General features: G+C 35.5%; 31 protein-coding genes and 1 tRNA gene. 14 read left to right on the top strand and 18 right to left on the bottom strand.

Features of this window, described 5'->3' with window-relative positions:
• Positions 1-46: 46 nt before the first annotated feature.
• Both ATE49_RS05970 and ATE49_RS05975 read right to left on the bottom strand, forming a co-directional pair.
• Complete coding sequence (locus ATE49_RS05970; protein ID WP_065081437.1) at positions 47-397, bottom strand: arsenate reductase family protein; 351 nt, start codon at positions 395-397, stop codon at positions 47-49.
• A gap of 78 nt (positions 398-475) precedes the next feature.
• Positions 476-1,477 carry a S41 family peptidase gene (locus ATE49_RS05975; RefSeq protein ID WP_065081438.1) on the bottom strand — a complete coding sequence of 334 codons (1,002 nt, stop codon included), beginning with the start codon at positions 1,475-1,477 and terminating at the stop codon, positions 476-478.
• A gap of 136 nt (positions 1,478-1,613) precedes the next feature.
• On the opposite strand from ATE49_RS05975, the gene ATE49_RS05980 reads away from it, so the two are divergent.
• A complete protein-coding gene (locus tag ATE49_RS05980; protein WP_021346919.1) occupies positions 1,614-2,081 on the top strand; it encodes an acyl-CoA thioesterase in 468 nt (155 codons plus the stop codon).
• A gap of 57 nt (positions 2,082-2,138) precedes the next feature.
• Positions 2,139-2,211 (top strand) — tRNA-Met (locus tag ATE49_RS05985).
• Between the two features lie 79 nt (positions 2,212-2,290).
• Here ATE49_RS05985 and ATE49_RS05990 read toward each other — a convergent pair.
• The 3 genes from ATE49_RS05990 to ATE49_RS06000 all read right to left on the bottom strand — a co-directional run bounded on the left by ATE49_RS05990 (position 2,291) and on the right by ATE49_RS06000 (position 6,376).
• The gene (locus ATE49_RS05990; protein ID WP_065081439.1) at positions 2,291-3,109 is read right to left on the bottom strand and encodes a GLPGLI family protein; all 819 of its coding nucleotides are present in this window, start codon (positions 3,107-3,109) and stop codon (positions 2,291-2,293) included.
• Positions 3,110-3,174: 65 nt separating this feature from the next.
• A complete protein-coding gene (locus tag ATE49_RS05995; RefSeq protein ID WP_065081440.1) occupies positions 3,175-3,354 on the bottom strand; it encodes a bacteriocin-like protein in 180 nt (59 codons plus the stop codon).
• Between the two features lie 148 nt (positions 3,355-3,502).
• Positions 3,503-6,376: an alpha/beta hydrolase family protein gene (locus ATE49_RS06000; protein ID WP_065081441.1), complete on the bottom strand. Its 2,874-nt coding sequence runs from the start codon at positions 6,374-6,376 to the stop codon at positions 3,503-3,505.
• A gap of 149 nt (positions 6,377-6,525) precedes the next feature.
• Here ATE49_RS06000 and ATE49_RS06005 point away from each other — a divergent pair, with 149 nt between their 5' ends.
• Genes ATE49_RS06005 through prmC form a run of 3 tightly spaced genes read left to right on the top strand, consistent with a single transcriptional unit; the run spans position 6,526 to position 8,753 of the window.
• Positions 6,526-7,143, top strand: a complete 618-nt coding sequence (locus ATE49_RS06005; protein WP_058879036.1) for an L-threonylcarbamoyladenylate synthase — start codon at positions 6,526-6,528, stop codon at positions 7,141-7,143.
• Between the two features lie 8 nt (positions 7,144-7,151).
• Positions 7,152-7,910: a peroxide stress protein YaaA gene (gene yaaA, locus ATE49_RS06010; protein WP_058879037.1), complete on the top strand. Its 759-nt coding sequence runs from the start codon at positions 7,152-7,154 to the stop codon at positions 7,908-7,910.
• A gap of 3 nt (positions 7,911-7,913) precedes the next feature.
• Positions 7,914-8,753 carry a peptide chain release factor N(5)-glutamine methyltransferase gene (gene prmC, locus ATE49_RS06015; protein WP_065081442.1) on the top strand — a complete coding sequence of 280 codons (840 nt, stop codon included), beginning with the start codon at positions 7,914-7,916 and terminating at the stop codon, positions 8,751-8,753.
• An 81-nt stretch (positions 8,754-8,834) separates the two neighbouring features.
• On the opposite strand, the gene ATE49_RS06020 is transcribed toward prmC, so the two are convergent.
• Complete coding sequence (locus ATE49_RS06020) at positions 8,835-9,860, bottom strand: hypothetical protein (protein WP_065081597.1); 1,026 nt, start codon at positions 9,858-9,860, stop codon at positions 8,835-8,837.
• A 342-nt stretch (positions 9,861-10,202) separates the two neighbouring features.
• Between ATE49_RS06020 and ATE49_RS06025 the strand changes: the two genes are divergently transcribed.
• A complete protein-coding gene (locus tag ATE49_RS06025; RefSeq protein WP_065081443.1) occupies positions 10,203-10,625 on the top strand; it encodes a DoxX family protein in 423 nt (140 codons plus the stop codon).
• A 74-nt stretch (positions 10,626-10,699) separates the two neighbouring features.
• Here ATE49_RS06025 and ATE49_RS06030 read toward each other — a convergent pair whose 3' ends face one another.
• Entirely contained in the window at positions 10,700-11,773 is a 1,074-nt protein-coding gene (locus ATE49_RS06030; RefSeq protein WP_065081444.1) for a branched-chain amino acid aminotransferase, read from the bottom strand.
• Positions 11,774-11,857: 84 nt separating this feature from the next.
• Here ATE49_RS06030 and mnmD point away from each other — a divergent pair, with 84 nt between their 5' ends.
• Together mnmD and ATE49_RS06040 are read left to right on the top strand one after the other, a co-directional pair.
• Positions 11,858-12,532, top strand: a complete 675-nt coding sequence (gene mnmD, locus ATE49_RS06035; protein WP_059155745.1) for a tRNA (5-methylaminomethyl-2-thiouridine)(34)-methyltransferase MnmD — start codon at positions 11,858-11,860, stop codon at positions 12,530-12,532.
• On the top strand, positions 12,520-12,942 hold the full coding sequence (locus ATE49_RS06040; protein WP_065081445.1) for an NUDIX domain-containing protein: 423 nt from the start codon (positions 12,520-12,522) through the stop codon (positions 12,940-12,942). The genes mnmD and ATE49_RS06040 overlap by 13 nt, the downstream gene beginning before the upstream one ends.
• Here ATE49_RS06040 and ATE49_RS06045 read toward each other — a convergent pair.
• Positions 12,934-13,725: a S1/P1 nuclease gene (locus tag ATE49_RS06045; RefSeq protein WP_065081446.1), complete on the bottom strand. Its 792-nt coding sequence runs from the start codon at positions 13,723-13,725 to the stop codon at positions 12,934-12,936. The two genes, ATE49_RS06040 and ATE49_RS06045, sit on opposite strands and share 9 nt — an antisense overlap.
• A gap of 75 nt (positions 13,726-13,800) precedes the next feature.
• Positions 13,801-14,523, bottom strand: coding sequence for a DUF4294 domain-containing protein (locus ATE49_RS06050; protein WP_059155742.1), 723 nt, complete (start codon positions 14,521-14,523; stop codon positions 13,801-13,803).
• Positions 14,524-14,567: 44 nt separating this feature from the next.
• On the opposite strand from ATE49_RS06050, the gene ATE49_RS06055 reads away from it, so the two are divergent.
• Genes ATE49_RS06055 through ATE49_RS06070 form a run of 4 tightly spaced genes read left to right on the top strand, consistent with a single transcriptional unit; the run spans position 14,568 to position 17,458 of the window.
• Positions 14,568-15,641, top strand: a complete 1,074-nt coding sequence (locus ATE49_RS06055) for a M28 family peptidase (protein ID WP_009084616.1) — start codon at positions 14,568-14,570, stop codon at positions 15,639-15,641.
• A 25-nt stretch (positions 15,642-15,666) separates the two neighbouring features.
• Complete coding sequence (locus ATE49_RS06060; protein ID WP_034867286.1) at positions 15,667-16,365, top strand: CoA transferase subunit A; 699 nt, start codon at positions 15,667-15,669, stop codon at positions 16,363-16,365.
• A gap of 32 nt (positions 16,366-16,397) precedes the next feature.
• Positions 16,398-16,751: a four helix bundle protein gene (locus ATE49_RS06065; protein WP_065081447.1), complete on the top strand. Its 354-nt coding sequence runs from the start codon at positions 16,398-16,400 to the stop codon at positions 16,749-16,751.
• A gap of 50 nt (positions 16,752-16,801) precedes the next feature.
• Positions 16,802-17,458: a CoA transferase subunit B gene (locus ATE49_RS06070; protein WP_065081448.1), complete on the top strand. Its 657-nt coding sequence runs from the start codon at positions 16,802-16,804 to the stop codon at positions 17,456-17,458.
• Positions 17,459-17,478: 20 nt separating this feature from the next.
• Here the strand turns inward: ATE49_RS06070 and ATE49_RS06075 are convergent, their stop codons facing one another.
• The 6 genes from ATE49_RS06075 to ATE49_RS06100 are packed head-to-tail and all read right to left on the bottom strand — an operon-like array spanning position 17,479 to position 20,795.
• Positions 17,479-18,330, bottom strand: a complete 852-nt coding sequence (locus ATE49_RS06075) for a hypothetical protein (RefSeq protein WP_065081449.1) — start codon at positions 18,328-18,330, stop codon at positions 17,479-17,481.
• Between the two features lie 5 nt (positions 18,331-18,335).
• Positions 18,336-18,617: a GNAT family N-acetyltransferase gene (locus tag ATE49_RS06080; RefSeq protein ID WP_065081450.1), complete on the bottom strand. Its 282-nt coding sequence runs from the start codon at positions 18,615-18,617 to the stop codon at positions 18,336-18,338.
• A gap of 22 nt (positions 18,618-18,639) precedes the next feature.
• Positions 18,640-19,257, bottom strand: a complete 618-nt coding sequence (locus ATE49_RS06085) for a peptide deformylase (RefSeq protein WP_059344435.1) — start codon at positions 19,255-19,257, stop codon at positions 18,640-18,642.
• Positions 19,258-19,293: 36 nt separating this feature from the next.
• Complete coding sequence (locus ATE49_RS06090; RefSeq protein WP_009084603.1) at positions 19,294-19,890, bottom strand: Crp/Fnr family transcriptional regulator; 597 nt, start codon at positions 19,888-19,890, stop codon at positions 19,294-19,296.
• 4 nt (positions 19,891-19,894) lie between these two features.
• A complete protein-coding gene (gene ytxJ / locus ATE49_RS06095; RefSeq protein WP_065081451.1) occupies positions 19,895-20,269 on the bottom strand; it encodes a bacillithiol system redox-active protein YtxJ in 375 nt (124 codons plus the stop codon).
• A gap of 1 nt (position 20,270) precedes the next feature.
• Entirely contained in the window at positions 20,271-20,795 is a 525-nt protein-coding gene (locus ATE49_RS06100; RefSeq protein ID WP_065081452.1) for a YfiT family bacillithiol transferase, read from the bottom strand.
• Positions 20,796-20,848: 53 nt separating this feature from the next.
• Between ATE49_RS06100 and pncA the strand changes: the two genes are divergently transcribed.
• Both pncA and ATE49_RS06110 read left to right on the top strand, forming a co-directional pair.
• Entirely contained in the window at positions 20,849-21,454 is a 606-nt protein-coding gene (pncA, locus tag ATE49_RS06105; protein ID WP_059155733.1) for a bifunctional nicotinamidase/pyrazinamidase, read from the top strand.
• A 107-nt stretch (positions 21,455-21,561) separates the two neighbouring features.
• Positions 21,562-22,119 (top strand): hypothetical protein, encoded by a 558-nt coding sequence (locus ATE49_RS06110; RefSeq protein WP_065081453.1) that lies wholly within the window; start codon positions 21,562-21,564, stop codon positions 22,117-22,119.
• A 243-nt stretch (positions 22,120-22,362) separates the two neighbouring features.
• Here ATE49_RS06110 and ATE49_RS06115 read toward each other — a convergent pair whose 3' ends face one another.
• The 3 genes from ATE49_RS06115 to ATE49_RS06125 all read right to left on the bottom strand — a co-directional run bounded on the left by ATE49_RS06115 (position 22,363) and on the right by ATE49_RS06125 (position 25,647).
• The gene (locus tag ATE49_RS06115) at positions 22,363-23,604 is read right to left on the bottom strand and encodes a DUF3472 domain-containing protein (protein ID WP_065081454.1); all 1,242 of its coding nucleotides are present in this window, start codon (positions 23,602-23,604) and stop codon (positions 22,363-22,365) included.
• 117 nt (positions 23,605-23,721) lie between these two features.
• Positions 23,722-24,708 carry a pseudouridine synthase gene (locus ATE49_RS06120; protein WP_059155730.1) on the bottom strand — a complete coding sequence of 329 codons (987 nt, stop codon included), beginning with the start codon at positions 24,706-24,708 and terminating at the stop codon, positions 23,722-23,724.
• A gap of 42 nt (positions 24,709-24,750) precedes the next feature.
• Positions 24,751-25,647 carry a UbiA family prenyltransferase gene (locus tag ATE49_RS06125; RefSeq protein WP_065081455.1) on the bottom strand — a complete coding sequence of 299 codons (897 nt, stop codon included), beginning with the start codon at positions 25,645-25,647 and terminating at the stop codon, positions 24,751-24,753.
• Positions 25,648-25,652 lie beyond the last annotated feature (5 nt).

The following is a 25,652-nucleotide window of genomic DNA, read 5'->3' on the forward strand; positions in this document are numbered from 1 at the left end:
TTCGTGGTGCTCTTTTATAATTACGTGTAACTAGAGTACATTTTTTCTATGATCCAAAGAACTGATGCAGATTCACCAGATTAGACTTATCACTGCCAGCAAAAATATTTCTATCAGTAATAAATACAGGTCTTTTCAGAAAACTATAATGATCCAGAATTAATCCTTTAAAGTCATCTTCTTTAAGATTTTTAACATCTATTTCTCTGGCTTTAATCTGAGTAGATTTCTTGCTGAACAATGCTTCGTATGAATTAGTAAGTTTATACATTTCCGCCAATTCAGATTCCGTAACAGGAGCTGATTTTATTTCTCTAAGTTCCCAACCATCCAGATTGAATTCAGCCATAATTTTCTTACACGTACCACATGTTTTCAGGTAGAAGACTTTTTTCATTTGTATATTTCTTATATAATATTCAAAAATACCATCTTTAAGAGAGAAATGAAAGCTGGTTGTGTAAATAATTATTTATTAAAATCCCAGAATCCATTTACTGGCAGCTTCTATATCTGCATCCACACTCGTAGACTGATCTACTAATACATCTGGATTGATAGAACCTATATGATTCTTTTTATCACGATCCGCAGCATTACTAATGGACAACATCAAAGATGAGCCATTTGATAATACATAAGTTCTGTTTCCGGTAGTATATCCAGCTGTAGGCTGTCCAAATAATATGATATTGTCCTGACCTATAAAAGAGACAACAGTAAACTCTCCACTACTTGCAGTTCTCCCTCCTACAAGTAAAGCAATTCTCTCGGGCCTTTTCTTTAGTTTGTATGCATTGGGAACATAAGCATTATTACTCCACATCTTCCCTTCTTTTTCCATAAGCTTCCATGGATTCTTTTTATTATTACTGACAAAATAACCAAGTGTTCCTTTATCTAAAAGCGGTCCCAATCCTGCAATCATTGGATACATATTACCTCCTGTATTTTTTCTGAAGTCAATTATCCAGCCTTTTATATTATTTTTAATATCCAGATCTTTGATCAGATTCTGGATATTTTGTGCATACACAGTCATTGCAGAATCATTTACAGAACCGAATTGCGGAACATTAATATAGCCGATATCACCTGGCAATAACTTACCAGTTGCTCCTTCTAATTTTTTTGTCGGGCTGGAATAATTTGTTGTGGCAGCTACAGACATAAAAAAAGAATGCTTGTCTCCTACTTTTCTAAGTTCAGATATTATATAATCTATTACTGGCTTTGTATCGTTTGTTGTTTTCATTCCAACCGAAAGTGTTTTGATATTTCTATCAATCTCATTCCAGTTGAGCTTTTCTCTAAAAAGAGAGTTTAGTTTTACAATATCTCGGATCTCTTTTATAAAAGGTTCTGCCGGTTTATCAGCAACTGCTTCAATTTTATTTACTGATTCAGTATTTTTAACTTGAGAAAAAGTTATACCTGCATAAAAGATCCCAATCAATGTAAGAAATGTAGATTTCATATGTTATTTAGTCTTTATTTGGCTTGTTATGATTTGTTTTAATATTAATCGAATGCATTTGAACTTTCTATCATCCAACATATACACAGAATAGTAAATATACCTATTTTTATTACTTTATAAATCTTATTAAATCATGCATAATACACCAACAACGTTTCAGTTTATCTCAGAACCCACAGATGTTAATTTCGGCGGCAAAGTACACGGCGGTAGTGTAATGAAATGGATAGACCAGGTTGGCTACGCCTGTGCTAGCAATTGGTGCGGAAGTTATGCTGTAACAGTATATGTCGGGGGAATACGATTTCTGAAACCTATAAAGATTGGTGAACTCATTAAGATTAATGCAAAGGTTATTTATACAGGATCTTCCAGTATGCATATTATGATCGATGTTTTTTCCAAAGCTGTTACTTCAAAAAAGTACGAAAAGAAGACACATTGTATCATTGTTTTTGTTGCTGTAGACGAAAATGGCAACAAAATAAAGGTACCACAATGGAAGCCGGAGACAGAACATGAGCTCCAATTGGAAGATTATGCAAAAAAATTGATGGCGTTACGTACTGGTATTGAGGATGAAATGAAAGCTTTTCTATAAAACATTGATTAATACTTGCCAGTTCGAAAAAAACGTTATATATTTGCAGTACAATATCGCGGGGTGGAGCAGTAGGTAGCTCGTCGGGCTCATAACCCGAAGGTCGCACGTTCGAGTCGTGTCCCCGCTACTAAACAAAAAGAGAATTCAATTGAATTCTCTTTTTTTATGCTTATACTATACCTGTAAAATTAAATTCTTTTTGATTCTTATTTAGTATACTTTATTATTCTATCTTTCTCTACCTGATTATCATTTTTCTTTATGAATTCCTGAATAGAAAGTGTAGCTTCTCTGAAATCTAACTTTTTAACCCCACCACTACCATCATCTTGAACTGCTTTATAACCTCCTGCTTTTACAAACGCATAAGGATCTGCATAGAAATCTCGCTGGATTTTTATAAATATATCCCAATTTATTTCCTTTGCACCCTGAATTGAAAAGCTAGTATCAGAATTAAATTTTCGAATTTTTGCTAACTTAAACATGTATTCGTGATTTGAATCCTCAACATGCACAATTAACCCTGGTAAACCATGAAAAATATAAGGCCCCTCTGAAAGTTGAATTTCTTGCGTAAACCAAGCAATCCAATGTCTTCCTCCATAATGTGTTTCCGCTTTCTGACATTGCAGACTACCCATTTTTTGAGTATCTGATAAAAGCTTCCAATCTAATTTTGCATCAATGTCTATGTAAAATTTATCTAAACTAACTGGAGAAACAATATACTTTGTGATTTCATTTTTCTTTAGATCCTTTTTTATATAGATTTGATCATTATAATTATTGCTATATGCTAATCCATAACTCCCTCTATAGTTTATTATCGAATCCGAATGTCTTCGAAAATCATCTCTAAAAACAGATTTATCACCTATTATATCTAAAAAAAAAGTTTTTGTTTTAGTATAATTAGTGTTTGTTGATGGCTTATATATAAGCTCATATATTATGGATGAGTTTTGTGCCGAAAAAAATGAAGACACAAAAAACATTATTACTAAGTTTGTTCTTATATACATAATACTTCAAATTTACAAACTCCCTCTAGAACTTCCTAAAGGGAGTTAGCATTAATTTAAAAAAATTAAATACATCTCCATGCAGACCAATCTCCATTAGCATTGTCTTTTCCATGGAAAATTCCACATTCTAAGCCATACTGCCCACACGTGTCATTTTTCCCTGGTACACACATACTTTCAGGAGCCTGTCCTCCTTTTAGATTTTTTAAATCAGTTCTAGATAATTGTTTTAGATTTTTCATTTTTATAAATTTAATGATTAAGTATTTCGAATTTAATTAATTTTTATAAAAACTTGTTTAACATAATATATTTTTCATCATAAAGTTTGTTAAAATGAAAAAAGCCCCGATATAATCGGAGCTTTTCTTATATTATTTAATTCTTTAATTAAGGCTTTTCATCTGTCAGATCAAATCCCCAGTCTTTACCTTTCATTGTTGCAGGAATACCTTTTGTCATCCATGCCGGAGCTTTTGCACCTTTCAGGTAATAATCAAAGAACTGCTGTTCTCTAATCTGAATATCTTTTCTGTTCTGACGCTTAATCAGATTATGATCGTCACCATTATAATTAAGCATCCATACCGGCTTACCTAATCTTCTTAATGCTGTAAACATTTCAATTCCCTGATACCATGGCACTGCTCCATCTTTATCATTGGCCATTACCACTACAGGTGTATTTACTTTATCAAAGTGAAATAAAGGGGAGTTTTCAATATATAAATCTCTTGCTTCCCATAGAGACTTCCCTATTCTACTTTGAGATTTCTCATACTGAAACTGTCTGTTCATACCAGATCCCCAACGAATTCCACCATAAGCCGATGTCATATTAGCCACAGGAGCACCAGCCCAAGCAGCAGCATACATATCGGTTTGTGTAATAAGATGAGTTACCTGATAACCACCCCAGCTTTGTCCCTGTATACCGATATGTTTTCCATCTACCCAAGGATTTTTCTTTAGATACTCTACTCCGGAATTGATATACTCTACAGCGAATCTTCCTGGATGACCATCTTCATTATAGGAAATATCCGGTGTGAAAACTAAATACCCGTTGCTTACAAAATAAGAAATATTTAGGCGAGACGGTGTTGGAGCCGGAGCCACATATCTGTTTAAATTCTCAGATAATTTCTCGTAGAAATAAACAATCATAGGATATTTCTTATTCGGATCAAAATTTTCCGGCTTGAACAGAACACCTGTAGACTGATAGCCTTTTGGAGTTGTCCAGTTAACAAGTTCATCTGTTCCCCAGTTATACTGAGCTTGTTGAGGGTTTGTATCAGAAAGCTGAATTTGCTCTTTAAAATCTGAAGTAGCAAACAAGTTAGGAGACTTTACATAAGATTCTTTAGTAAAGATATACTCGTCTGCATCTTTAGCCTTCACTAATGTTTTAAAGCCCCAGACATCCCCCATATATACTTCTTTAGGATCTTTACCAGATAATATTGAAGTTTCGTAAATACCATCTGCTTTTGTAACATTGTTAAAAGCCGAAATATACATTGACTTCTTCCTGTTCAGGCTTTTTATATCCTTATCAAGATTATAAGTATCAAAAGTAATCTTATGTGCTCTTCCATAAGAATTAGTAATATTTCTTGGCGCTTTCTTACCGTTTAAGAAGAATTCCCAAAGGTCATAGCGATCTTTGATAATAACAGATTCATCATTATCTGTCCATGAGGCTATCCCATAAGCATACGGCTTATCCGGCATATCAAATTCTTCATCTGTGAAAGAAACACTCAGGTTCTTATTTAGCTGAGTTGTAACTTTTGTCGCCACACTATAACTGTACCAATTTCCTTTCTCTCTGTCAAAGTAAACAATATATTTTCCCAGAGGAGATGCAACGGCATTACCATTCAACTCTTTTACAACTTCCGTAGTATTTCCGTTGATGTTATCAATAAGATAATAGGTTTTTCTATCCGCTCCCTCCCATTGTGATTGGATTCTGGATCCTTTATTAGAAGAACCTAAAACATAAGAAGCATTACCTTCATTAACCAATCTTATCGTATCTGTGTTATCATCACCTAAACTGCGGAATATCTCTGGCTTGTCTGTTTGGAATACTGCCCCGAAAGATTTTTTCAGATCTTTACCCATATTTTTCAACTGAGTTGTCTGTATATAATCATCTTTATAATTCCATACATCTACCACCGCATGATCATTAGCTATTAATGTCGTATCCTTTGCAACTGGCTTCGGTGCTATCCCGAAATAAAGCTGTTTTCCGTTTTTACTGAATATTGGAGCTCTGTTTTCAGAAACAACCCAGCCTTTAGGTAAATTAGTATGCTTATTATTTACAACTGTATTCTTTGCATTTTGAGAGAAATAGTACAGCTGATAATCTTTTACCAGGTCATTTTTAGCAGATAAGGTTCCGATGAAAGCCAGCTTATTTCCTAACTCATCAAACGTTAGTTGGGAGAAATTACCTTCGCCTTCTGTCAGCTTGTTAACATTCCCTTTTTCAACATCTACCCAATTTACTGTTTGCAAAGCATATTTAACAGGAGCAGACTTATCTTTCTTTTCAGGCTTCTTGTTGTCCTTTTTATCCTTGTCTTTATCTTCAGGCTTCTGAGTTACAAAGATCAACTGTTTTCCATTTTCACTAAACTGATAACGGACTACATTTTCATACGTAGTTTTCTTTCCCGTCAAAAGATTTACAAGAATAAGATCGGATGGCTTTGTATTCGCGTCATCATCTTTCTTGTCATCTGCATCATCGTCTTTAGCATCTGGTGTAGCCGTCTTATCTTTCATGTTCTCCATCAGGTAGGCCATCCAAGCTCCACCCTTTTCCGGAGATTTAAAGGATTGTACATTTGGTATTTTTTCAATCTTCTGAGTAAACAGATTAACAATACCTAATGTATCTTTTGCCAGTTTATCTTTCTTCATCTTTTTGTCCTTTACAGCCTTAATATCTTTAAAAAAAGGCTTGATAGAGAATAAAGCAAATTTAGAATCGCTGGTGAAAGATAGTTTACTGCCTCTTGGGAATTCAAGTGAATTTTTGGATTTTGGAGAAGATAAATACAATTTTGAATTTCCTTCCTGCGGATCAATATTGTACCCGACCCATTTTCCGTCATTAGAAATCTTCCGGCTGCCAACTGACTGCCAGCCATCGTATACTGAATGGTCTAATGGTTTCTTCTGCGCAAATGTACAGACCGATCCCGCCACCAATACAGATGAGAGAATGAATTTTAATTTCATATTATAACACTATTAGTTTTAACAAAGTGCTAAAATTAGGAAATTCCCCATAAAAACAGGTACTATGATTGATTAAAACACAGGAAATAATACATATTCTTAATAAAAGAGCTATCTTTTTGAGAAATAAAAATGCTTAACTTTGTTACATGGCAAAAATTTTAAGAATTTATCCGGAAAATCCACAGGAAAATCTTATTCAGGAAGTTGTAAAAACCCTGGATAATGGTGGCCTTATCATTTATCCTTCGGATACTGTCTATGCTTTGGGCTGCAATATCTTTGATATAAAAGCTATGGAGAAGCTGGCACAGATAAAAGGAGTTAAATTAGAAAAGGCTCATTTTTCCATTATCTGTAATGATCTTAGCCATCTGTCTGAATTTACCAGACCTATAGATACGGCTACATTCAGATTATTAAAGCACTATTTACCTGGTCCTTTCACATTTATTCTGGAAGCCAACAAAACCTTACCTTTAGCCTATAAAGGGCAAAAAACCATAGGAATCCGGGTTCCGGATCATCCTATTCCACAACTTATTGTTTCCAAACTGGGACATCCTATCGCTTCTACTTCTATTAAAGATGACGATGATGTGATAGAATACACCACCGATCCGGAATTAATCGCTGAAAAATATGATCATCTTGTAGACATTGTTATAGATTCAGGATACGGTGACAACAAAGCATCTACAATAGTAGACCTTACACAGGGCATCCCTGAAGTTGTAAGAGAAGGAAAAGGAAATTTTGAAGATTAAAGACAAACATGAAGATACTTATTTCTCCGGCTAAGCTTATGAATATCGATAATAAAACCGATATGCTAAAGGCCAGCACACCCAAGTTTATAGAAGAGGCAGCACACATCCAGAAATATTTAAAAGAAAAAGATCCTAAATTCATTAAGGATCTTATGCATATTTCAGATAAGCTGGCCAACGAAAACTGGGAAAGAAACCAAAACTGGACACCAAAGCCAACCTCCAAAAACTCTACTTCTGCTATGTTTGCATTTGCAGGTGAAGTATATCGCGGTTTAGATGTAAAAACGCTGGATAAAAATGCTGTTGACTTTCTGCAAAAAAATTTAAGGATGCTATCCGGACTTTACGGTTTATTGAAGCCGTCTGATAAAATAATGCTGTACAGGCTGGAAATGGGCTGCGGCTTCAGCTTTGAAAACTATAAAAACCTTTATGACTTCTGGGCAGATAAAGTTACTGATGAAATCAATCACCAGCTTAAAGCAAAAGACTTCGTTCTGAATCTTGCCAGCAATGAATATTCAAAGGTTGTAAACAAAAAGAAATTAAAAGCTCCCGTTATAGAGTTCGATTTCTATGAAGAAAGAGATGGAAAGAATAAAAACATTGTTGTTTATACCAAACACGCACGAGGACTTGTATCCAGATTCTGCGCACTGAACAATATTGAAAAACTGGACGATGTAAAGGCATTCAATCTGGAAGGTTATCTCTTCAATGATAAGCTGTCTACAGAACATCATTTTATTTTTACCCGATAAGCATTGAAGATTCAGGAATTACAACAGCTTTATTCAAAAGAGCTGACACAATCGTATTCGGAAAATGAAATCCAAAAACTGTTCACCTACTTTGTTGAAGAATATCTACAGTATAACAGTATTCAGCTAAAGATGTATGCCGATCAGGAAGTTGAGGAGGCACAGAAGTTACAGTTTACTCAGGCATTGGAAGAGCTAAAATCAGGCAAACCCTATCAGCAAATACTTGGTAAAGCTTATTTTTATGGTGAAGAGTTTTTCGTCAATGAAAATGTTCTGATTCCACGTCCGGAAACAGAAGAACTTATTGAACTTATTTTAGAAAAATTACCCTCCGATAAAGAGTTAAAAATTCTGGATATTGGAACAGGCTCAGGCTGTATTGCTATCACCATTGCCAAGCATCTGAAACACGCAAATGTTTATGCTCTGGATTATTCCGGAAAAGCACTGGAAATAGCTAAGAAAAATGCAGTATTGCACCAGACTGAGATTCAGTTTATTCAACAGGATTATCTTAATAGTCATCTACCTGAGATTTTTGATGTTATCATTAGCAATCCTCCTTATATCGGAACTGAGGAAGAAATCGACATTGAGAATAGTGTAAAAGACTTCGAGCCTATGATGGCATTGTTTGCACCAGAAAATGATGTATTGGCTTTTTACCGAAAGATTGCCAACGATACAGAAACCAGCCTTTCAAACGAAGGTTTTGTTTTTCTGGAAATAAATCAAAAACTGGGGCCAGAAACATTGGAATTATATAAACATAAATTATCTGAAGCACACCTGTTAAAAGATATTTCAGGAAATGACAGGATGATTTGGGGTAGAAAATAAATCTGTAAAATATTTAAAGTATATAAAAGAGGCCGGAAGAATTATCCGGCCTCTTTTATTTTCCAAAGTATTTTCAGATAATTACAATCTGGGCTTTACCTGAATATTCAGATTATACCTTAAACCCGGGATAATTTTAATATTCGGAATTTTTAGATTTGTTTGCGTTACTCCACCTATAGTAATTGAAGCAATCGTAAGCTCCGCAGCTGTAGTGTCAGCACTTAACTTTGATATTCCACCGCTAATTATATTGGTTCCCAGTCCCGAAAACGAAATATTCTTATTTACCTGCGTTCCCGGAGGATATTGTAAGCTGCCATTGGATAATAATATACCTGTATTAGAATAATGAGGAGAGAAGTAAGCAGAAATATCTGATATACTATTTCCAGTTAATGACGAGTCTATTATTAATGTAATCTGACTGGTTTTATGCTTTAAAACAACATTAAGATAATTTGTACCCTCACCAGAAACAGGAGTATCTTTTCTAAAATACATAAAGTCTTCAATATCCATAACCAGCAGAAAAGCTCCCGATAATCTTGAACTGGTCGATATATCCGGGACCCCAGTGGCACTATTCACCGAATAGGCTATAAAAGTATAATTTTGTCCTCCATTAAGATTAAGAGCTGGTGTAACGGAAGTATTATCTTCTTTACCCCGGACAAAATTACGATCTGTTACATATCTGCCACTGGCATCATATACTACAATCTTGTACATTATATTATCTGCCAATTGCTGAGATTTAGGTTCAGTTGCAGCCATTAAACTATTCTTCCCAGAGGAAGCCTGGAAAGAGGCAGCCTGTGTTGCAGATTCTTTTGTGAAAGTTGCCAGCAGACTGTATCTGTCACTGAAGGGTATTTCCTGTACCTGAGTATCCGGCACTACATCTTTATTTTTATGATCAGCAGAAGCATACGGCTTTACTTCAGCATCATTATCGTATATACTACCTTGGAAATTAATCTTTACAGAAGCCGTACCGCCGGTAATATTACTTTCTGTTTCGGTACTTCTACATGACATAAGCCATAGAGCAAGAACAGACATACCAATAACACGTCCCGCTCCAAATAATCGTTGTTTTATCATATTCATTTAATTTGTAATCTTCTAATCTGTAAAAAAGCATTCATATATATTTATATCATTAATATTATAACATAAAATATATTATACATAATAAAAAACGCAAAGTAAATGAAAAATAAGACTAAAACATTTATTATTTTATTGTTTTAATATTAAATTGATATTAAAAACAAAATACATTTAGAGCCTGTTTAAATTTTAATTCAAGAAAGTATTAACTATAAAATTTAAATAGATACTAAGTTAAAATGTCATTTATACCATCTTCTTAAACTGGTTTAAGAAGGTTACGAAATGTAAAACAGAACTTTGCCTTATTATAAAACAAAGAAAATAAGAACTATGAAAAATCAGTTTCAGCAATTATTTCTAAGGATAGCAATTTCAGTAACAATGTTATCCGCTGTGGCAGACAGATTCGGTTTATGGGGAGATAACTCTTCATGGGGGAACTGGAAGAATTTTGAAGTTTACACCCAAAAGCTCACTTACTTCCTCCCAGAAATCCTGAGCATATTTTCTGCATACACAGCTACTTTTCTGGAGATTTTATTTCCTGTAATGTTGATACTTGGTTACAAAACAAGAATTGCGTCTTATGGGACCGGAATCCTTCTACTCATTTTTGCTGTATCTATGACAGTTGCATTAGGGACTAAAGCACCACTGGATTATTCTGTATGGGTAGGAAGTGCCGGAGCATTTCTACTCGCAGCACAACAAGAATATCAGTATAGCATGGATTATATGATTAGAAAAAAATAATCCTGATCTGATCAGAATTTACAAAAAAAGTCTTCCGGTTTCGGAAGACTTTATAATATTTATAAAAAGTATTATTACACTTGTTCAGCTACTCCTTCACCAACTAATACTCTCCATCCGAAAGGATCTTCAAGCAAGTTAGACTGGATTCCTACTAATTCATTTTTAAGGCTTGCAGCATAACTTTCCTCTTCAGAAAGTACAGGCAACATTAGCTTTTCTCCATGGTAACCAATAGCTTCAAACTGGCTGGTTACTACAGCAGTACCTACACCCCATATTTCTTTTAATGTACCTTCTTTGTGAGCGTTGATTACAAAGTCTACAGGTACTTTATCTACAACAACTTCAATTCCTCTTTTTTTAGCTAATTGAATAAAACTGTCACGTGTTACACCATCCAGAATTCTTTCTGATGTAGGTGGCGTATAGATTGTATCTCCTACACGTACAAAAACGTTCATTGTACCACTTTCTTCAAAATAACTGTGTGTAGCATCATCAGTCCAGATAATCTGCTCATATCCTTGCTCATTCGCCAGGTCTGTAGGATAAAAAGCACCGGCATAGTTACCTGCAGCTTTTGCAGATCCTACCCCACCATTAGCAGCTCTTGAATAGAAGTCTGAAATCAATACAGATACCGGAGCTGTATAATAAGCTTTAGCAGGAGTTGCTATAATTGCGAACATATATTTTTCAGACTTACGTGCCTTTAACGCTTCTTCTGTAGCGAAAATAAGCGGTCTGATGTATAATGAAAATCCATCTCCCTGAGGAATCCATTCCCTGTCAATGTCCATAAGAGCTTCAAGCCCTTTAAGGAACATTTCCTCAGTAACCTCTGGCATTGCTAAACGCTTAGCAGATTTGTTAATTCTTTCAAAGTTTTTCTCCGGGCGGAAAAGGAAAACATCTCCGTCTTTGTCCTTGTAGGCTTTCATTCCTTCAAAGCAAGCCTGTCCATAGTTTACTCCCATCATAGCTGGAGTAAAAGGAAACGGACCATAAGGCATAACTCTTACATCTCCCCATTTTCCATCCTCGTATTCACATACAACCATATGGTCTGTGAAAGTTGTTCCGAATGAAAAATTGTCTTTATCGAAAGTATCGATTCTTGATGCTGAAGTTTTCTGAATTATCATTTTTAATTTTTTAAAGATTATTATTACAAATATAACAATTTTTTCAAATAGCCAAAATTTAATTATCTTTGGTAAAAAATATTCATGCTCAGAAGTCTAAAAACCACGCAAGACGGAAGTAAAACACTACATGTAAGCAGCTTAGACGAAACTTACCACTCTCATCACGGCGCATTACAGGAAGCTAAACACGTGTTTATTAAAAACGGAATAAATAGATTAAAAAAATATGAAATTAATATTCTAGAGCTTGGTTTTGGAACAGGACTTAACGTTTTAGTAACATTAGATGAATATTTAAAAACTGACATTTGTCATAAAATTAATTACTACTCTTTAGAAAAATATCCCCTGAAATTAGAAGAGGCTGCCAGCCTGGAGTATGATAAATTCTTTGAAAATGAATTTGTAAAGAATGCTTTTACTAAAATTCACAGCACGGATTGGGGGAAATCAGAAAATATTGAAAAAGATTTCTTTCTTCAGAAAATTGAAGAAGACTTCTATAATATTAAAGACATTGAAATGTCGCCAATAGACTTGGTGTACTTCGATTGCTTCGGTGCACGTGTACAACCCGATCTTTGGGAAGAGCCTTTGGTAAAAATGGTTGCTGAAAAAATGGCACCGGGAGGTTTATTCACCACCTATTCTTCCAAAGGAAGTCTACAACGTATTTTAAAAGGGCTTAACTTTGAAGTTGAAAAATTAGAAGGTCCAAAAGGTAAACGGGAAATGATTAACGCATGGAAAAAATAGAAAAATTCAACATACGTGTTTATGCTTTATGCATAGAAGACCAGAAAATATTAACTCTTTTCGAAAGTTATGCAGGCGAGAAACTGATAAAACTTCCCGGAGGAGGTCTGGAATTTGGAGAAGGCATAATTGATTGCCTTCACCGTGAATTTATGGAAGAATTAAATGTAAAGATAGAGGTTGTAGAACATTTTTATACTCAGGAAGGCTTTATGCAGTCACGATTCAGAGAGAACGAACAGCTTCTTACTGTTTACTACATTGTAAAAATTAAAGATCCTGAAAATTTCCGCATTATAGATACAGAAATAGAAAAAGCCGAATGGTTACCCATTTCGGCTTCTAATCCTTTTCCGCTTCCCATAGACCATTTGGTTTTTGAAAAGCTTCAGACGAAATTTTTAAAATAAGTCGTTCAGTAATTTCGCAAGTCTAAGACCTCCGTTTACCAGCTGCTGTTCTAAAAGCCCATCATATTTATAACCATATCCGTAGCTAAGATTTGATCCGGATGGTGTATTAGCATAGATATTATTGGCCAGTTTGTGTGTTTCATAAATCCAGTCAGCCAAAGTTCCGCTTTGTACTTTCTTTACTTCATCCTTAGATTTAATGTCTATAAGTTTAGCAAATTCAGTATAACTGTATTTTTGTGAATCGATCAAATCACTATCCCATACACTGTGAAGATTGGTCTTTTTACCAAAATATGTAACATCTATTTTGTTACCCCCAAGATCTCCCGCTCTTCCGGTATGCATTGGCTGTGCCATATCACCAACAATATGGATAAGGAACATTAAAGCTATTTTTCTGTCTTTCTCAGATGTATTCTTATTCTTAATCTGCTCAGAAAGCGTCTTAATCTGAGTATACATTGTAGGCCCTGCCTGTGCTTCAAGATTTTCTTTGAATGTTTTAAAGTCTGGCTGAGGATCAATATTTACATAATGCCATGTAGATGTAGATTTCCACACACCTGTAGTATCAGATTTGATAAAATCCGGCCAGTTTGCCCAGTATGCCAGTCTTTCTTTTCCAAAGATATGCTTAAGATGTCTTCTTGCTTTACCATTAAGATGATTCTCGGCAATCTCCGCAATAATACGGTGTCCTGTAAGCCCCCATGCAAAAGCCTGCATTGAACTCAGTGCAAATGCACAAAAAAGCAGCCTTGTTAAAATTCGTTTCATACAATTATCTATTATTATTTATGCTGGCAAAGATATAAAAGAAAAGCCTTTCAAAAATGAAAGGCTTGTATAAGTTTAGTCAACCGACTTCTTTACTTTAAAATCTTTATACCCCGGATAAGGAGTCAGATATCCGTAGTTCCAATTGGACTGCAACAGAGATTCAATAAATTCGTCATCCCTGTTCAAATAAGGATTGTATTCTTTTTTCAGCTCAATATCTGCAGCTTTACCTTTCAGGTTCCACCAGAAAGCACTCCATCCTCCTCTTAAATCCCTGATAATTGTAAATACAGTTTTACCCGTTGCTCTGTTCATTAATTTAGCAAAAACCTGTCCTTCAGTTGTGGTAAGGTCTCTTAACTTTGCTTCATAACGGTCTGCCAATTCATTTTGTCTTTTTCTGGCATAAGACCTTCTGTCATCTTCATTAACTTTTTCAAGATCAGTTTGGAGACTTCTATATTGCTCCAAAGCATTTACAAATAATGGGTAAACTCTGAAAAGTTTTTTATTTAGAAAATCGAAATAATTTCTGTCTAACTGGTTGTTGAAATGAGGCTTGTTAAGCAGCTTAATCTCATCCATTTCGATAAGCTTATCTCCATTATCTTCTGTATATATTTTAGCTTGTAACTTATCGTCCCAATAATATCTGCGGCCATCTTTATCGACCTGCATTTTAACGTTCCTCTCATCCTTTAACTCCCCTATGGTTGCTATAGTGTCAACTTTCTGACTAAATGTCAAAATTGTCATAAAGAGACAAATCAGACTAAAAATTCTATATTTTTTCATAATTTTACGAGTAATGACGTATAACAAAAATCATACCTTAATACATGAAATTCAATAAGACCTCTATTAAATTTTTAGAAAATTATTTAAACACTTCATCCCCAACAGGTTTCGAACACAATGGACAGAAAGCCTGGACTGAATATATCAAGCCATATGTGGACAAAATTGAAGTAGATAACTATGGTACAGCATACGGAATTATCAATCCCGAAGCCGAATTCAAAGTGGTTATAGAAGCCCATGCTGACGAAATCTCTTGGTATGTTAATTATATTACTGATGATGGTTTCATTTATGTAATCCGCAACGGAGGCTCCGATCAGGTAATTGCTCCTTCTAAAGTAGTAGATATCCATGGTGAGAAAGGCGTGGTAAAAGGTGTATTCGGATGGCCGGCTATCCACACCCGTGCAAATCAGAATGAGCCAACACCAAAACTGGACAACATCTTTATCGACTGCGGAGCTACTTCTAAGCAGGAAGTAGAAGACCTTGGAATCTTTGTAGGCTGTATGATCACCTATCCGGATACTTTCTTTGAGCTTAATGACAGATATTTTGTCTGCAGAGCACTGGACAACCGCATCGGTGGATTTATGATCGCTGAAGTGGCAAGACTTCTTCAGGAAAATAAAAAGAAATTACCATTCGGATTATACATTACCAATTCTGTACAGGAAGAAGTAGGCTTATATGGAGCAGAAATGATTGCGGATACTATAAAACCAAATATTGCTATCGTTACAGATGTAACCCATGATACCACAACGCCAATGATAGAAAAGAAAAAAGAAGGCGACCAGAAATGCGGTAATGGGCCTGTAGTTTTCTTTGCTCCTAGTGTTCATCACACCATCCGGGAATTAATTATCGACACGGCTAAAAAGAAAAAAATACCTTTCCAAAGAGCTGCGGCCAGCCGTGCAACAGGCACAGATACAGATGCTTTTGCCCATTCTAACGGAGGTGTTCCTTCTGCATTAATTTCATTACCTTTACGATACATGCATACCACTGTAGAAATGGTAAGTAAAGAAGATGTCGGGAATGTTATTCAGCTTATTTATGAAACATTACTGAAGATAAAACCTGACATGAATCTTAAGTATTACTAAATCAACCCTAAAAATAAATCTAATAATGATTAATAAAACTGTTAAAAATGTACAGGAAGCCTGCGACGGAATTCAGGATGGCATGACGATTATGCTTGGAGGTTTCGGTCTTTGTGGAATTCCTGAAAATTGTATTGCAGAATTGGTAAAAAAAGAAGTGAAAGACCTTACCTGTATTTCTAACAATGCCGGAGTCGATGATTTTGGACTTGGATTACTTCTTCATAAAAGACAAATCAAGAAGATGATATCTTCTTATGTAGGTGAAAATGCAGAATTCGAACGTCAGCTTCTTAGTGGTGAACTTGAAGTGGAACTTATCCCACAAGGGACATTAGCTACACGCTGTATGGCTGCAGGCTACGGAATGCCGGCTGTCTATACCCCTGCAGGTGTAGGTACTGAAGTTGCTGAAGGTAAAGAAGTCCGTAACTTCGATGGTAAAGATTATTTACTGGAATATGCTTTTGATGCTGACTTTGCAATTGTAAAGGCTTGGAAAGGTGATACTGCCGGAAATCTTATTTTCCGCTCTACTTCCAGAAACTTTAATCCGGTAATGGCTATGGCTGGCAAAATAACAATTGCTGAAGTTGAAGAATTGGTTGAAGTTGGTGAGCTTAATCCCGATGAAATTCATACTCCTGGAATCTATGTTCACAGAATATTCCAGGGAGACCATTATGAAAAAAGAATTGAACAGAGAACGGTAAGAAAGAAATAGTAATAATGATTTGAAAATTTGAAAATGGGCTAATGAGAAATGATAAGGAAAATATTATTGTTGCTAAATCATTCAGTTTTGCTTTGAAAATAATTGATTTTTCCAGCAAAATAAAAATAGCAAAGAAATATTCCTTAGCCAGCCAAATATTCAGAAGCGGAACATCAATAGGAGCCAATATAAGAGAGGCTCAAAATGCTGAAAGCAAACCTGACTTCATCCACAAAATGAAGATCGCAGCAAAAGAAGCAGATGAACTTGAATACTGGTTGTTACTTTGTAGAGAGTCTCCACATCTGATTAACCCTTCTCCGGATTTATTTGAAGAATTAACATCAATAATCAGTATCTTAACAAAGATTATTGCGACTTCAAAAAGATCCTGAAAACACATATTTTCAAATTTTCAAATTGCCAAATTTTCAAATTATTAAAGATGCTAACGAAAGAACAAATTGCACAACGTATTGCAAAAGAAATAAAAAATAACAGTTATGTTAATCTGGGTATTGGGATTCCTACATTGGTTGCCAACTATATTCCGGAAGGTGTAAATGTTGTATTACAATCTGAAAATGGATTGCTAGGTATGGGACCTTTCCCTTTTGAAGGTGAGGAAGACCCGGATCTTATCAATGCTGGTAAACAGACTATCACTACCCTTCCAGGATCTGCAGTTTTTGACTCTGCATTAAGTTTCGGAATGATCAGAGCGCAAAAAGTAGATTTGACAATCCTTGGAGCTATGGAAGTTTCTGAGAACGGAGATATAGCCAACTGGAAAATTCCGGGAAAGATGGTAAAAGGTATGGGTGGTGCCATGGATCTTGTCGCTTCGGCAAAGAACATAATTGTCGCTATGCAGCAGGTAAATAAAAGTGGTGAAAGCAAACTATTGCCGGAATGTACTTTACCATTAACCGGAGTAAAGTGTATTAAAAAGATTGTTACCGAACTTGGTGTTTACGAGGTACTTCCTGAAGGTGGATTCAAAGTCCTGGAAAGAGCTCCCGGAGTAAGCCTTGAAGAAATAAAAGCTGCAACAGCCGGAAAGCTTTATGCAGATGAGGATGTCCCGGAAATGGTCTTCTAAATAAAAATTAAAGTCAGCTTTTAGCTGGCTTTTTTCTTTTGCCTAACTTTTCCTGATAAATCAGCGGGAGTTGATTTAAAAATGAATATGAAGTAACCATAAATACTAAAAACCAGTATAATAACAAAAAACAAACAGATGAAGAATCCGCCCCAACTGAGATCTGAATTACCTGCCAGCTTACCCAGTAAGGCTTTTGTCATTAGCAATGCCATAAAAAGCATCATTCCCGGAATGACAAGATATCCGAAAATTATTGTTGTAAATAATACCGCCTTATCTTTCAGGTACTGATTTCGCAGACCATATCCAAGGATAAAAAGTAAACCTGAATAAAAAATGGCCAGAAAAACCAATTCTCCAAAATAAATGATATATCGATTTGGATTAAAGGCATAGGCATAATTCATTCCTTCTTTATAACCTACTTTCACATCGCTTCCTTCAGAAAAACGCTCTTCAGAGGCCATGTTCAAAGGAATATTAATAATGTGATTATTCCTATTCGCAAAACCAACTAGAGGTCTGTATTCAGAAACTCCCAGGTTCTTTTCACGTACACCAACCCTGTAAGATGGATCAATTACTTTAGCAGAGTATTTCGGAAGAGAGAATTCATGACCTATCTGCTTTACTACAGCGCCCGTCAGTATAACAGTAAACAAAATCACAATGTAGCTGACAGCCGATGCATAAGACAGTGAAAAAAAATAATTAAGTCTGGTGACCTCTTTCTGGGATTGTCTTAAAAAATTATGGGCCAGTCCAATAGAAACCAGCCCTGTAATAAGATAAAACCACCAGGAAAGCTCTATGACTTCCAGTTGCATACTAAAGCCCTTAACTGCTTTCTCCTGATAGTAAAAATCCATTTAGTCTACGCTAAAATATCTTTATATTCATCGGAACTATGCAGTACCCTGTTTGCATATGGACACAATGGTATTATTTTAATGTTATTCTCACGTGCGAAATCTACTCCTGCATTCACCAGTTGCTTGCCTATTCCTCGGCCTCCAAAAGCCTCATCTACTTCGGTATGATCAATAATAATTTTATCTTCACCAGCCACGGAATATGTCATTAGCCCTATCACTCTGTCATACTCAATAGCCTCAAATACTCCTTTTGAATCTTCTCTTTTGTGTTTTATTTCCATTCTGTAATTAATTTAAATGTTATTATTTAATTTTAATAAAAGCATCTGCCCTCTCATAAAGGTCGTTCTTCTCTTTTTCTTTTTTATCAGATATCAAAATACCTGAAAGATGGTCTATCTCATGCTGAAAAATAACCGCAGTAAAACCTTCTACTATTTCGGTATGCTTTTTACCTTTCAAATCAGAATACTCCAGTTGTATAACTTTGCTTCTATAAAACTGATCTCTGAAATCCGTGATTGATAAATCCCCTTCAGGTCCAAGGTTTTGCAATTGTGATTTCCATAGAATTACAGGATTCAGAAAATATTCGAATGGCTTCCCTTCTTTATCAAAACGCTGAACCCAAATTATCCTTCGGTTAATTCCTACCTGAGGTGCAGCGATACCAACTCCACTACCTGTTGAAAGCAGTGAAAGCTTCATCCGTTCAACCAGAATAGCTGTATTCGGATCTTTTGGATCAATATCTGCGGACATACCAAGCAATGTTTTACTCTGTTCAGGTTCACTTACGTTATAAACAGGTAATGCAGAATGAATATCTCCCTGTTTTATAATAGAGATTTCATTTGAAGTTAATTTCTGAGCATTCAGCAATCCTGCACATAAAACTAACAAAAGCGTTATTTTTTTCATTTTTTGTGATACCAAATATTAATTGTAACCTTCTAATTATCCGGGAAGAAAGTTTTTCTTTGCCAGTTCTCTACGGACACGGCTAAGACTTTCCGGTGTTATTCCCAAATATGAAGCAATCATCCACTGAGGGACTCTCATCATAAGGTTCGGATAAGTAGTAATAAAGTCCAGATATCGCTCTTCTGCAGTAGCACCTAACAACTGTGATACTCTTTTCTGAAGCTGGCGGATATGACGGTGTAATAAGAACTCAGATTTTTCAATAGCATCTTTGTACTCTTTACTCAGGTTAATAAAAAATTCCGGTTCCAGGATTACAACAACAGTATCTTCAACAGCTTCTATAGTGAAATCTGTAGGAACACTGAAGTAAGAACTGTTCCTGTCCCCCAGCAACCAGTTTTCCGGAGCAAAGTACAATACATGTTCTTTACCATTTTTATCTGTGAAATACTGGCGGAGCAATCCTTGTTCTACAAAATAAAGTTCTTTATTAATCTCTCCTGCTCTTACAAGGACTCTTCCTTTTGGAACTTTTTTAAGTTTGATCAGATTCTCGCACACCGAAACCTGCTGATCCTGAATACCAAAAAGCTGTTGAATATATTTTGAAAAATTTTCTGTTACCATTCTTCTAAGGTAATAATTCAAGGTTTATATTTTCATGTGAAGCCTTATAAGTGGCAACTCCATTTTCCAGTACAATAATCTGCGGACTTTCATGCCTTACTAAAAACTGCTCAGTAATCTGGTTAGAAATCGGTCTGAAACGCAACAGATCCAGATAATAAAACTTATATCCATCTGGAGTGTGTTTATTAAGATCTGCCTCAAAATTTTTAAGAACCATTTTACTGATAAAGCAACTCGTAGAGTGTTTAAAAATAGCTACTTTGGTATGCTTTGATTCCTCAACAGCCTTATTCAGATCTTCCATGGATTCTATCGTTAGCCACGGGCTATTTTCTTTTAACTCTTCTTTACTTTTAAATAAATCAAATATTCCCATTTTATTTTTGCAGTGTTAATTGTATATGTCCTAAATGATGGTTACAATGCCAATCATAGGTAGCGAGTGCTGTATACAGTGAAATTTCATTATTATGCTCAGGGTGCACAAATATTCTGTGATAATCCTCAGAAGTCATACTTTCCAACAAAACCGTCCAACGATGATGTAAACCTTCCAATATGGATAATGATGAATCTATAGCCAGATGTTTTGTATCGTCTAATTCTGCCCACAAATTTTCCATATAAGGTTTTATAACCGGCTTATCTTCGGTAAGTGCCAGCTTGAACCTTGTAAAGGAGTTTATATGAGAATCTGCACAATGGTGCACAACCTGCCTTACTGTCCAGCCATTTTCTCTATATGGAGTATCTAATTGTTCATCGGACATATTTTGAGTTAGTTCTTTTACTTTCTTAGGAAATTCCTTTATAACTGTAATCCAGTCTTTTATTTTACCTTCATCAAATTCCACAGGTTTCTGAAATCTTCCGATGGGATATTTTTTCTGCTCTAAATCCATGCAATTCGTTTATCTATCAAATTTACCATAAATTTGTTAATTAAATCATCAAAATGAAAAAAGCATTAATTATAGTAGATGTACAAAATGATTTCTGTGAAGGAGGATCTTTAGCTGTACCAGGAGCCAGCGAAATTATTCCGTACATCAATGGCCTTATGGACAGCGATCAGTACGATCAAATTGTATTAACACAAGACTTTCATCCAGCCAATCATAAAAGCTTTGCATCTAATAACAGCAGAAATGTAGGCGAAACAATTATATTGAACGGTATTCCTCAGTTTATGTGGCCTGATCACTGTGTACAGGGAACACCCGGCGTGGAATTCCACCCTGCATTAAACCGTGACAAAGCAACACATATTATCCAGAAAGGTAAAAACCCTGAAATTGACAGTTATAGCGCATTCCAGGACAACAATCACTTTATGAAAACAGGCCTTACTGATTTTCTAAAATATCATGATATTGAATTGGTTGAAATAGCTGGACTTGCATTAGATTATTGTGTAAGAGCTACTTGCCTGGATGCTGTAAAAGAAGGTTTCATTACCTGTCTTCATTTCAATGGTACGCGTGCAGTAAATGTGAAGCCAGACAGCGGAAAAGATACGATCTACGAACTAATCGAAAATAAAGTAAGTGTTTTGGCATAACTAGAACCATTTAAAGATTAGAAAAATCTAATGATAAAGGCAGTTTCTTTTAAAATGGAAGCTGCCTTTTTTATATACCTTTGCCTCGTTTAATCAATATAAAAACTATGAAGAAACTTTTATTATTTGTTCCTCTGATTTCTGCATCTTTATTACAGGCACAAAAGATTGAAATTTCAGCAGCATACGGAACGCCTTCTATCTTTGGGGTTAGCAGCTCACTTTACGATTTTGTAGGAAATGCTATTACAGGTAATTCAGGAGAAACATCTAGTAGTAACGGTGTTCTAAACCTTAATATTATGATGCACAATCGTGGTATGAAATGGCGCTATGGCTTGGAATTCAACATGGAATCTTTCGATGAAAAGGGAACTGGTTTTACAAGTCAATCCCTTGTTTCGGTTCAGCCTAGGGTCGACTATTTTTGGTCAGGGGCAGATAGAAAATTAAGGCTCTATTCAGGAGTCTCTGCAGGAGTTTTATTTAAAAATGCTAAATATATCGACAAAACTTCTAAAGCTGAAGAGAAAGACAATCTTACAACTTTCGGTTTTAATATTATGCCTATAGGCCTTAGATATGGAAGAGATTTTGGTGTTTTTATAGAACCTAATATTGGGACAAGAGGTTTTATAAATGCTGGTGTCTCCTATATTTTCTAAAAAGTATTGGTATCTTATCTCTTTTAAAATACAAATCTCTTTTAAAATACAAACATCACAGGTTTCAGAAACCTGTGATGTTCAAGAATAAAAAAGAGGCTGTAACAGAAGATGTGTTATCGAAACATTTACACTCTCAAAACACTTATAATAAATAATCCTTCGACAGGCTCAGGATGACAAATTGTAATAATTTTTGACTTTTGTGACAATCTCTTTTTGTTTATTTGGTTACTAAAATGCTTAATTTACTGTAAGCGGAATTTCCACAGGTGCTGTGTCATTATTAAAAATATCTGTCAGCGTAAGCTTTACAGTATAATTACCTTTTGCTAACATTGTGGCAATAGCTTCTGTACGTTGTTCAGGCTTTATTTTCTGAACAGTTTGTACAACTGCTCCGCTACTGTTTAACACCTGTATATTATAAGATAACTGTGGCGCTTTGGTATCATTAATAGCCCATGAAACTGTAACTTTATTACTTCCATACTGTGCTGTTGCAGAAGTTCTTTCCAGATTCTGAATTACCGGAGCTGCTCCCTGATTAGTCTGAGTCGGCAATTGCAAGGTTCTTCCTGTTCCAAATGCAGTATCAGGTACTGTAGTACCACCATGAACCATAAAATAAGCATCTTCACCTGAATCATATCCCGAATTGAATGCACGGTCGAAATACCCATTTCTGCCCTGATCTCCACTATTGGCACTAAAGTTTCTGCTTGTTGACTTTTGCCATACGTTATTGGCATCTAAGCTCCACGCATCTTTAAGATAAGCTTTACGCACATATCTGCCATCATACTTTGGATTATCTCCTACCCAGTTCTCAAGAAATGTATCGATATAAGTTCCAAGATTTCCTGTTGATGCATCTCTGTAAATAGTTGAAGTCAGAAACCATTTACCGGTTGCCAGGTCCTGTATAAAATTGGCAATATAAATTTTACCATTTTCTTTCCAGGAGCGCAATACTATATTATACCAATTGTTTAGTTTCCATTGATATGGATTAATCGTTTTCTGCCCGTCTCCTTCTCCTCCAAATCTGCTGGCTACAGTTTTGGAGCCAAGATAGCTATAACCGGCATAACTGCCACCGGCAGTGTTTTTATCCCATAAAGAAGCAATCAGAATATTCGGTGTTCCAAAGCTTTTGTCGGGAGTCTGCTGTAATCCTGCATAACCACCACTATAATTAATTACCGAGAAATATTCAGTCAGAGCAGATCTGGTAATCTTAACCTTATTCATTTGCAAAACAGCATCAGCAGGAAAGTAATAAGTTAAATGTTGGGAAGGAGCTGCATTGCTCCCTGTAAGTTGAATGTTGGGTAAATCCTGTTCCGTTGAATTGGCAATAATTCCTTTGCCTGAAACTTCAGCGCTGGTATTCTGAAGTGAATTTTCTGACAGTGAATCTCTGTTGCATGAAGCCAGAAGCATAATCACCGCAAGGGATGATAATGAAATTGATTTTTTCATAATAAATTAGTTTTTAAAATTATACGATTCGGTAATCAGATAAAGTTAAAAATAAATTATCAGAAAATTGATAATGCAAAAAAAAGAGTTTCATAAAGAAACTCTTTTTTTATTTGATTAAAGCATTTTTAGATTATTAACCTCCTGTTCTGTAAGGATTCTCCAATGCCCTCTTTTTACATTCTTCTTAGTAAGACCTGCAAACATTACTCTGTCCAGGCTTTCAACTTCGTAACCCAATCTTTGGAAGATACGACGTACAACTCTGTTCCATCCAATGTGGATCTCGATACCAACTTCTGTTTTAGGTTTTCCTTCAATGAAAGAAATATTATCTACTTCCGCAACACCTTCCTCAAGACGAATACCTTCACGAATTGCCTGAAGATCTTCAATAGAAAGTTTTCTGTCCAATACAACATGATAGATCTTTTTCATCCCGAATGATGGGTGTGTAAGTTTTTTAGTCATGTGCCCGTCATTGGTTAACAAGATAACACCAGTCGTCTGTCTGTCCAAACGTCCCACAGGGAATAGTCTGTATGGAGATGCATTTGCAACAAGATCCATTACTGTCTTACGTGCTTTCTCATCTTTTGTTGTAGAAAGATAACCTTTTGGCTTATTTAGCAATACGTATACTGGTTTTTCCGGAGTAATACCCTGCCCGTCGAAAACAACTCTGTCTGTTTTCTGAACCTGGTATCCCATTTCAGTAACTACTTTACCATTTACTTCTACTAAACCTTGTGTAATAAGATCATCTGCTTCACGACGGCTGCAAATTCCTGAATTTGCAATATATTTATTAAGACGTATGGTTTCTTTTTCAGGCTTATTGGCTAGCTTATCAAACTTTCTCTTCAGGATATAACCTTTAATCTTCTCATCATGCTCTGCTTTTCTGTCAAAAGGTCTTTTGAATGATTTAGGTCCGCCAAATTTGCGGTCACCTTTTTCGTATTTATCTCTGGAGTCGAAAGTTTTACCACCACCTCTCTTTGAGTCGGATGCAGAGCGGGAAGTTTTGTCAAAAGAAGTTTTTCTCTCTCCTTGTTTTCCGTTTTTCTGTCTGTCTGAAAAATTTTTACGTTCTCTGCTCATTTCTATATTCTATATTTTCGGCAAAGTTACGAAAAATAAAAGCTAGTAGTGAAGATAGGTAAGAATTCCGTCAGATAACATGCATAAAATTCCAATAAACACCCACAGACGTAATAGATTCAGGGCTGAAAAACTATGAAATTTGGTTCTGTTGAGCAACAAATACACCACAATTACCTGAACAAACATACCTACGCAGAAATAGTAAGACATCAGATAATGCACAGCATTTCCTTTTATAATAAGTGCAGAAACAATAATATTGAGAATAAGCAATATAACAGCAACAATTTTGGCCGTTTTTATACCAAACTTATTTGCAATGGTATCATATCCAAAAATGCGGTCTGCATTACTGGTTAAAAGGTCTTTAACAATATCTATAGTGAGCAGTATCAGGAACAGAAATGCAGACATCATCATAAGATGTGCCGAATAAGTCTGATAATAGATCAGCATACCAAAGAAGGGATAAAGGCTGAGCCCTACAAATGTGAGATTATTTACAATCAGAATTTTACTTAGTTTATGGCTGTAGAACCACATCAGGAACTGATAAATCAGAAAGAAAATAAATACCCTTTCGGAAATAAGTGCTGCAATCCCTAAAGAGAGTATATTAAGTGTAAGATAAACATACAAATAATACTTCTGCCCGAGGAAGCTTTGCAATTTGCTGCGGAAAGGTTTGGTTATCTTATCTTTTTCGCGGTCATAGAACTGGTTGATAATACCACCAGCCATTATACTGAGGAAACTACAAAATATAATTCCGTGGACTTTATAATCGAAAACAAAACTCTTTAAGCTTTCTTCCTGATTAAATAAAAAGAATGTTGAAACGTATAATGCGAAAATCAGCAGAAATGTGACAAAAGCTCTTGCCCCCAGCAAAAATCCTATAAATACAGATAATCTGGAGAGCAAACGATTCTTCACACTTG

Origin of the sequence: Elizabethkingia miricola, from assembly GCF_001675285.1 — a bacterium.
GTDB lineage: Bacteria > Bacteroidota > Bacteroidia > Flavobacteriales > Weeksellaceae > Elizabethkingia > Elizabethkingia miricola.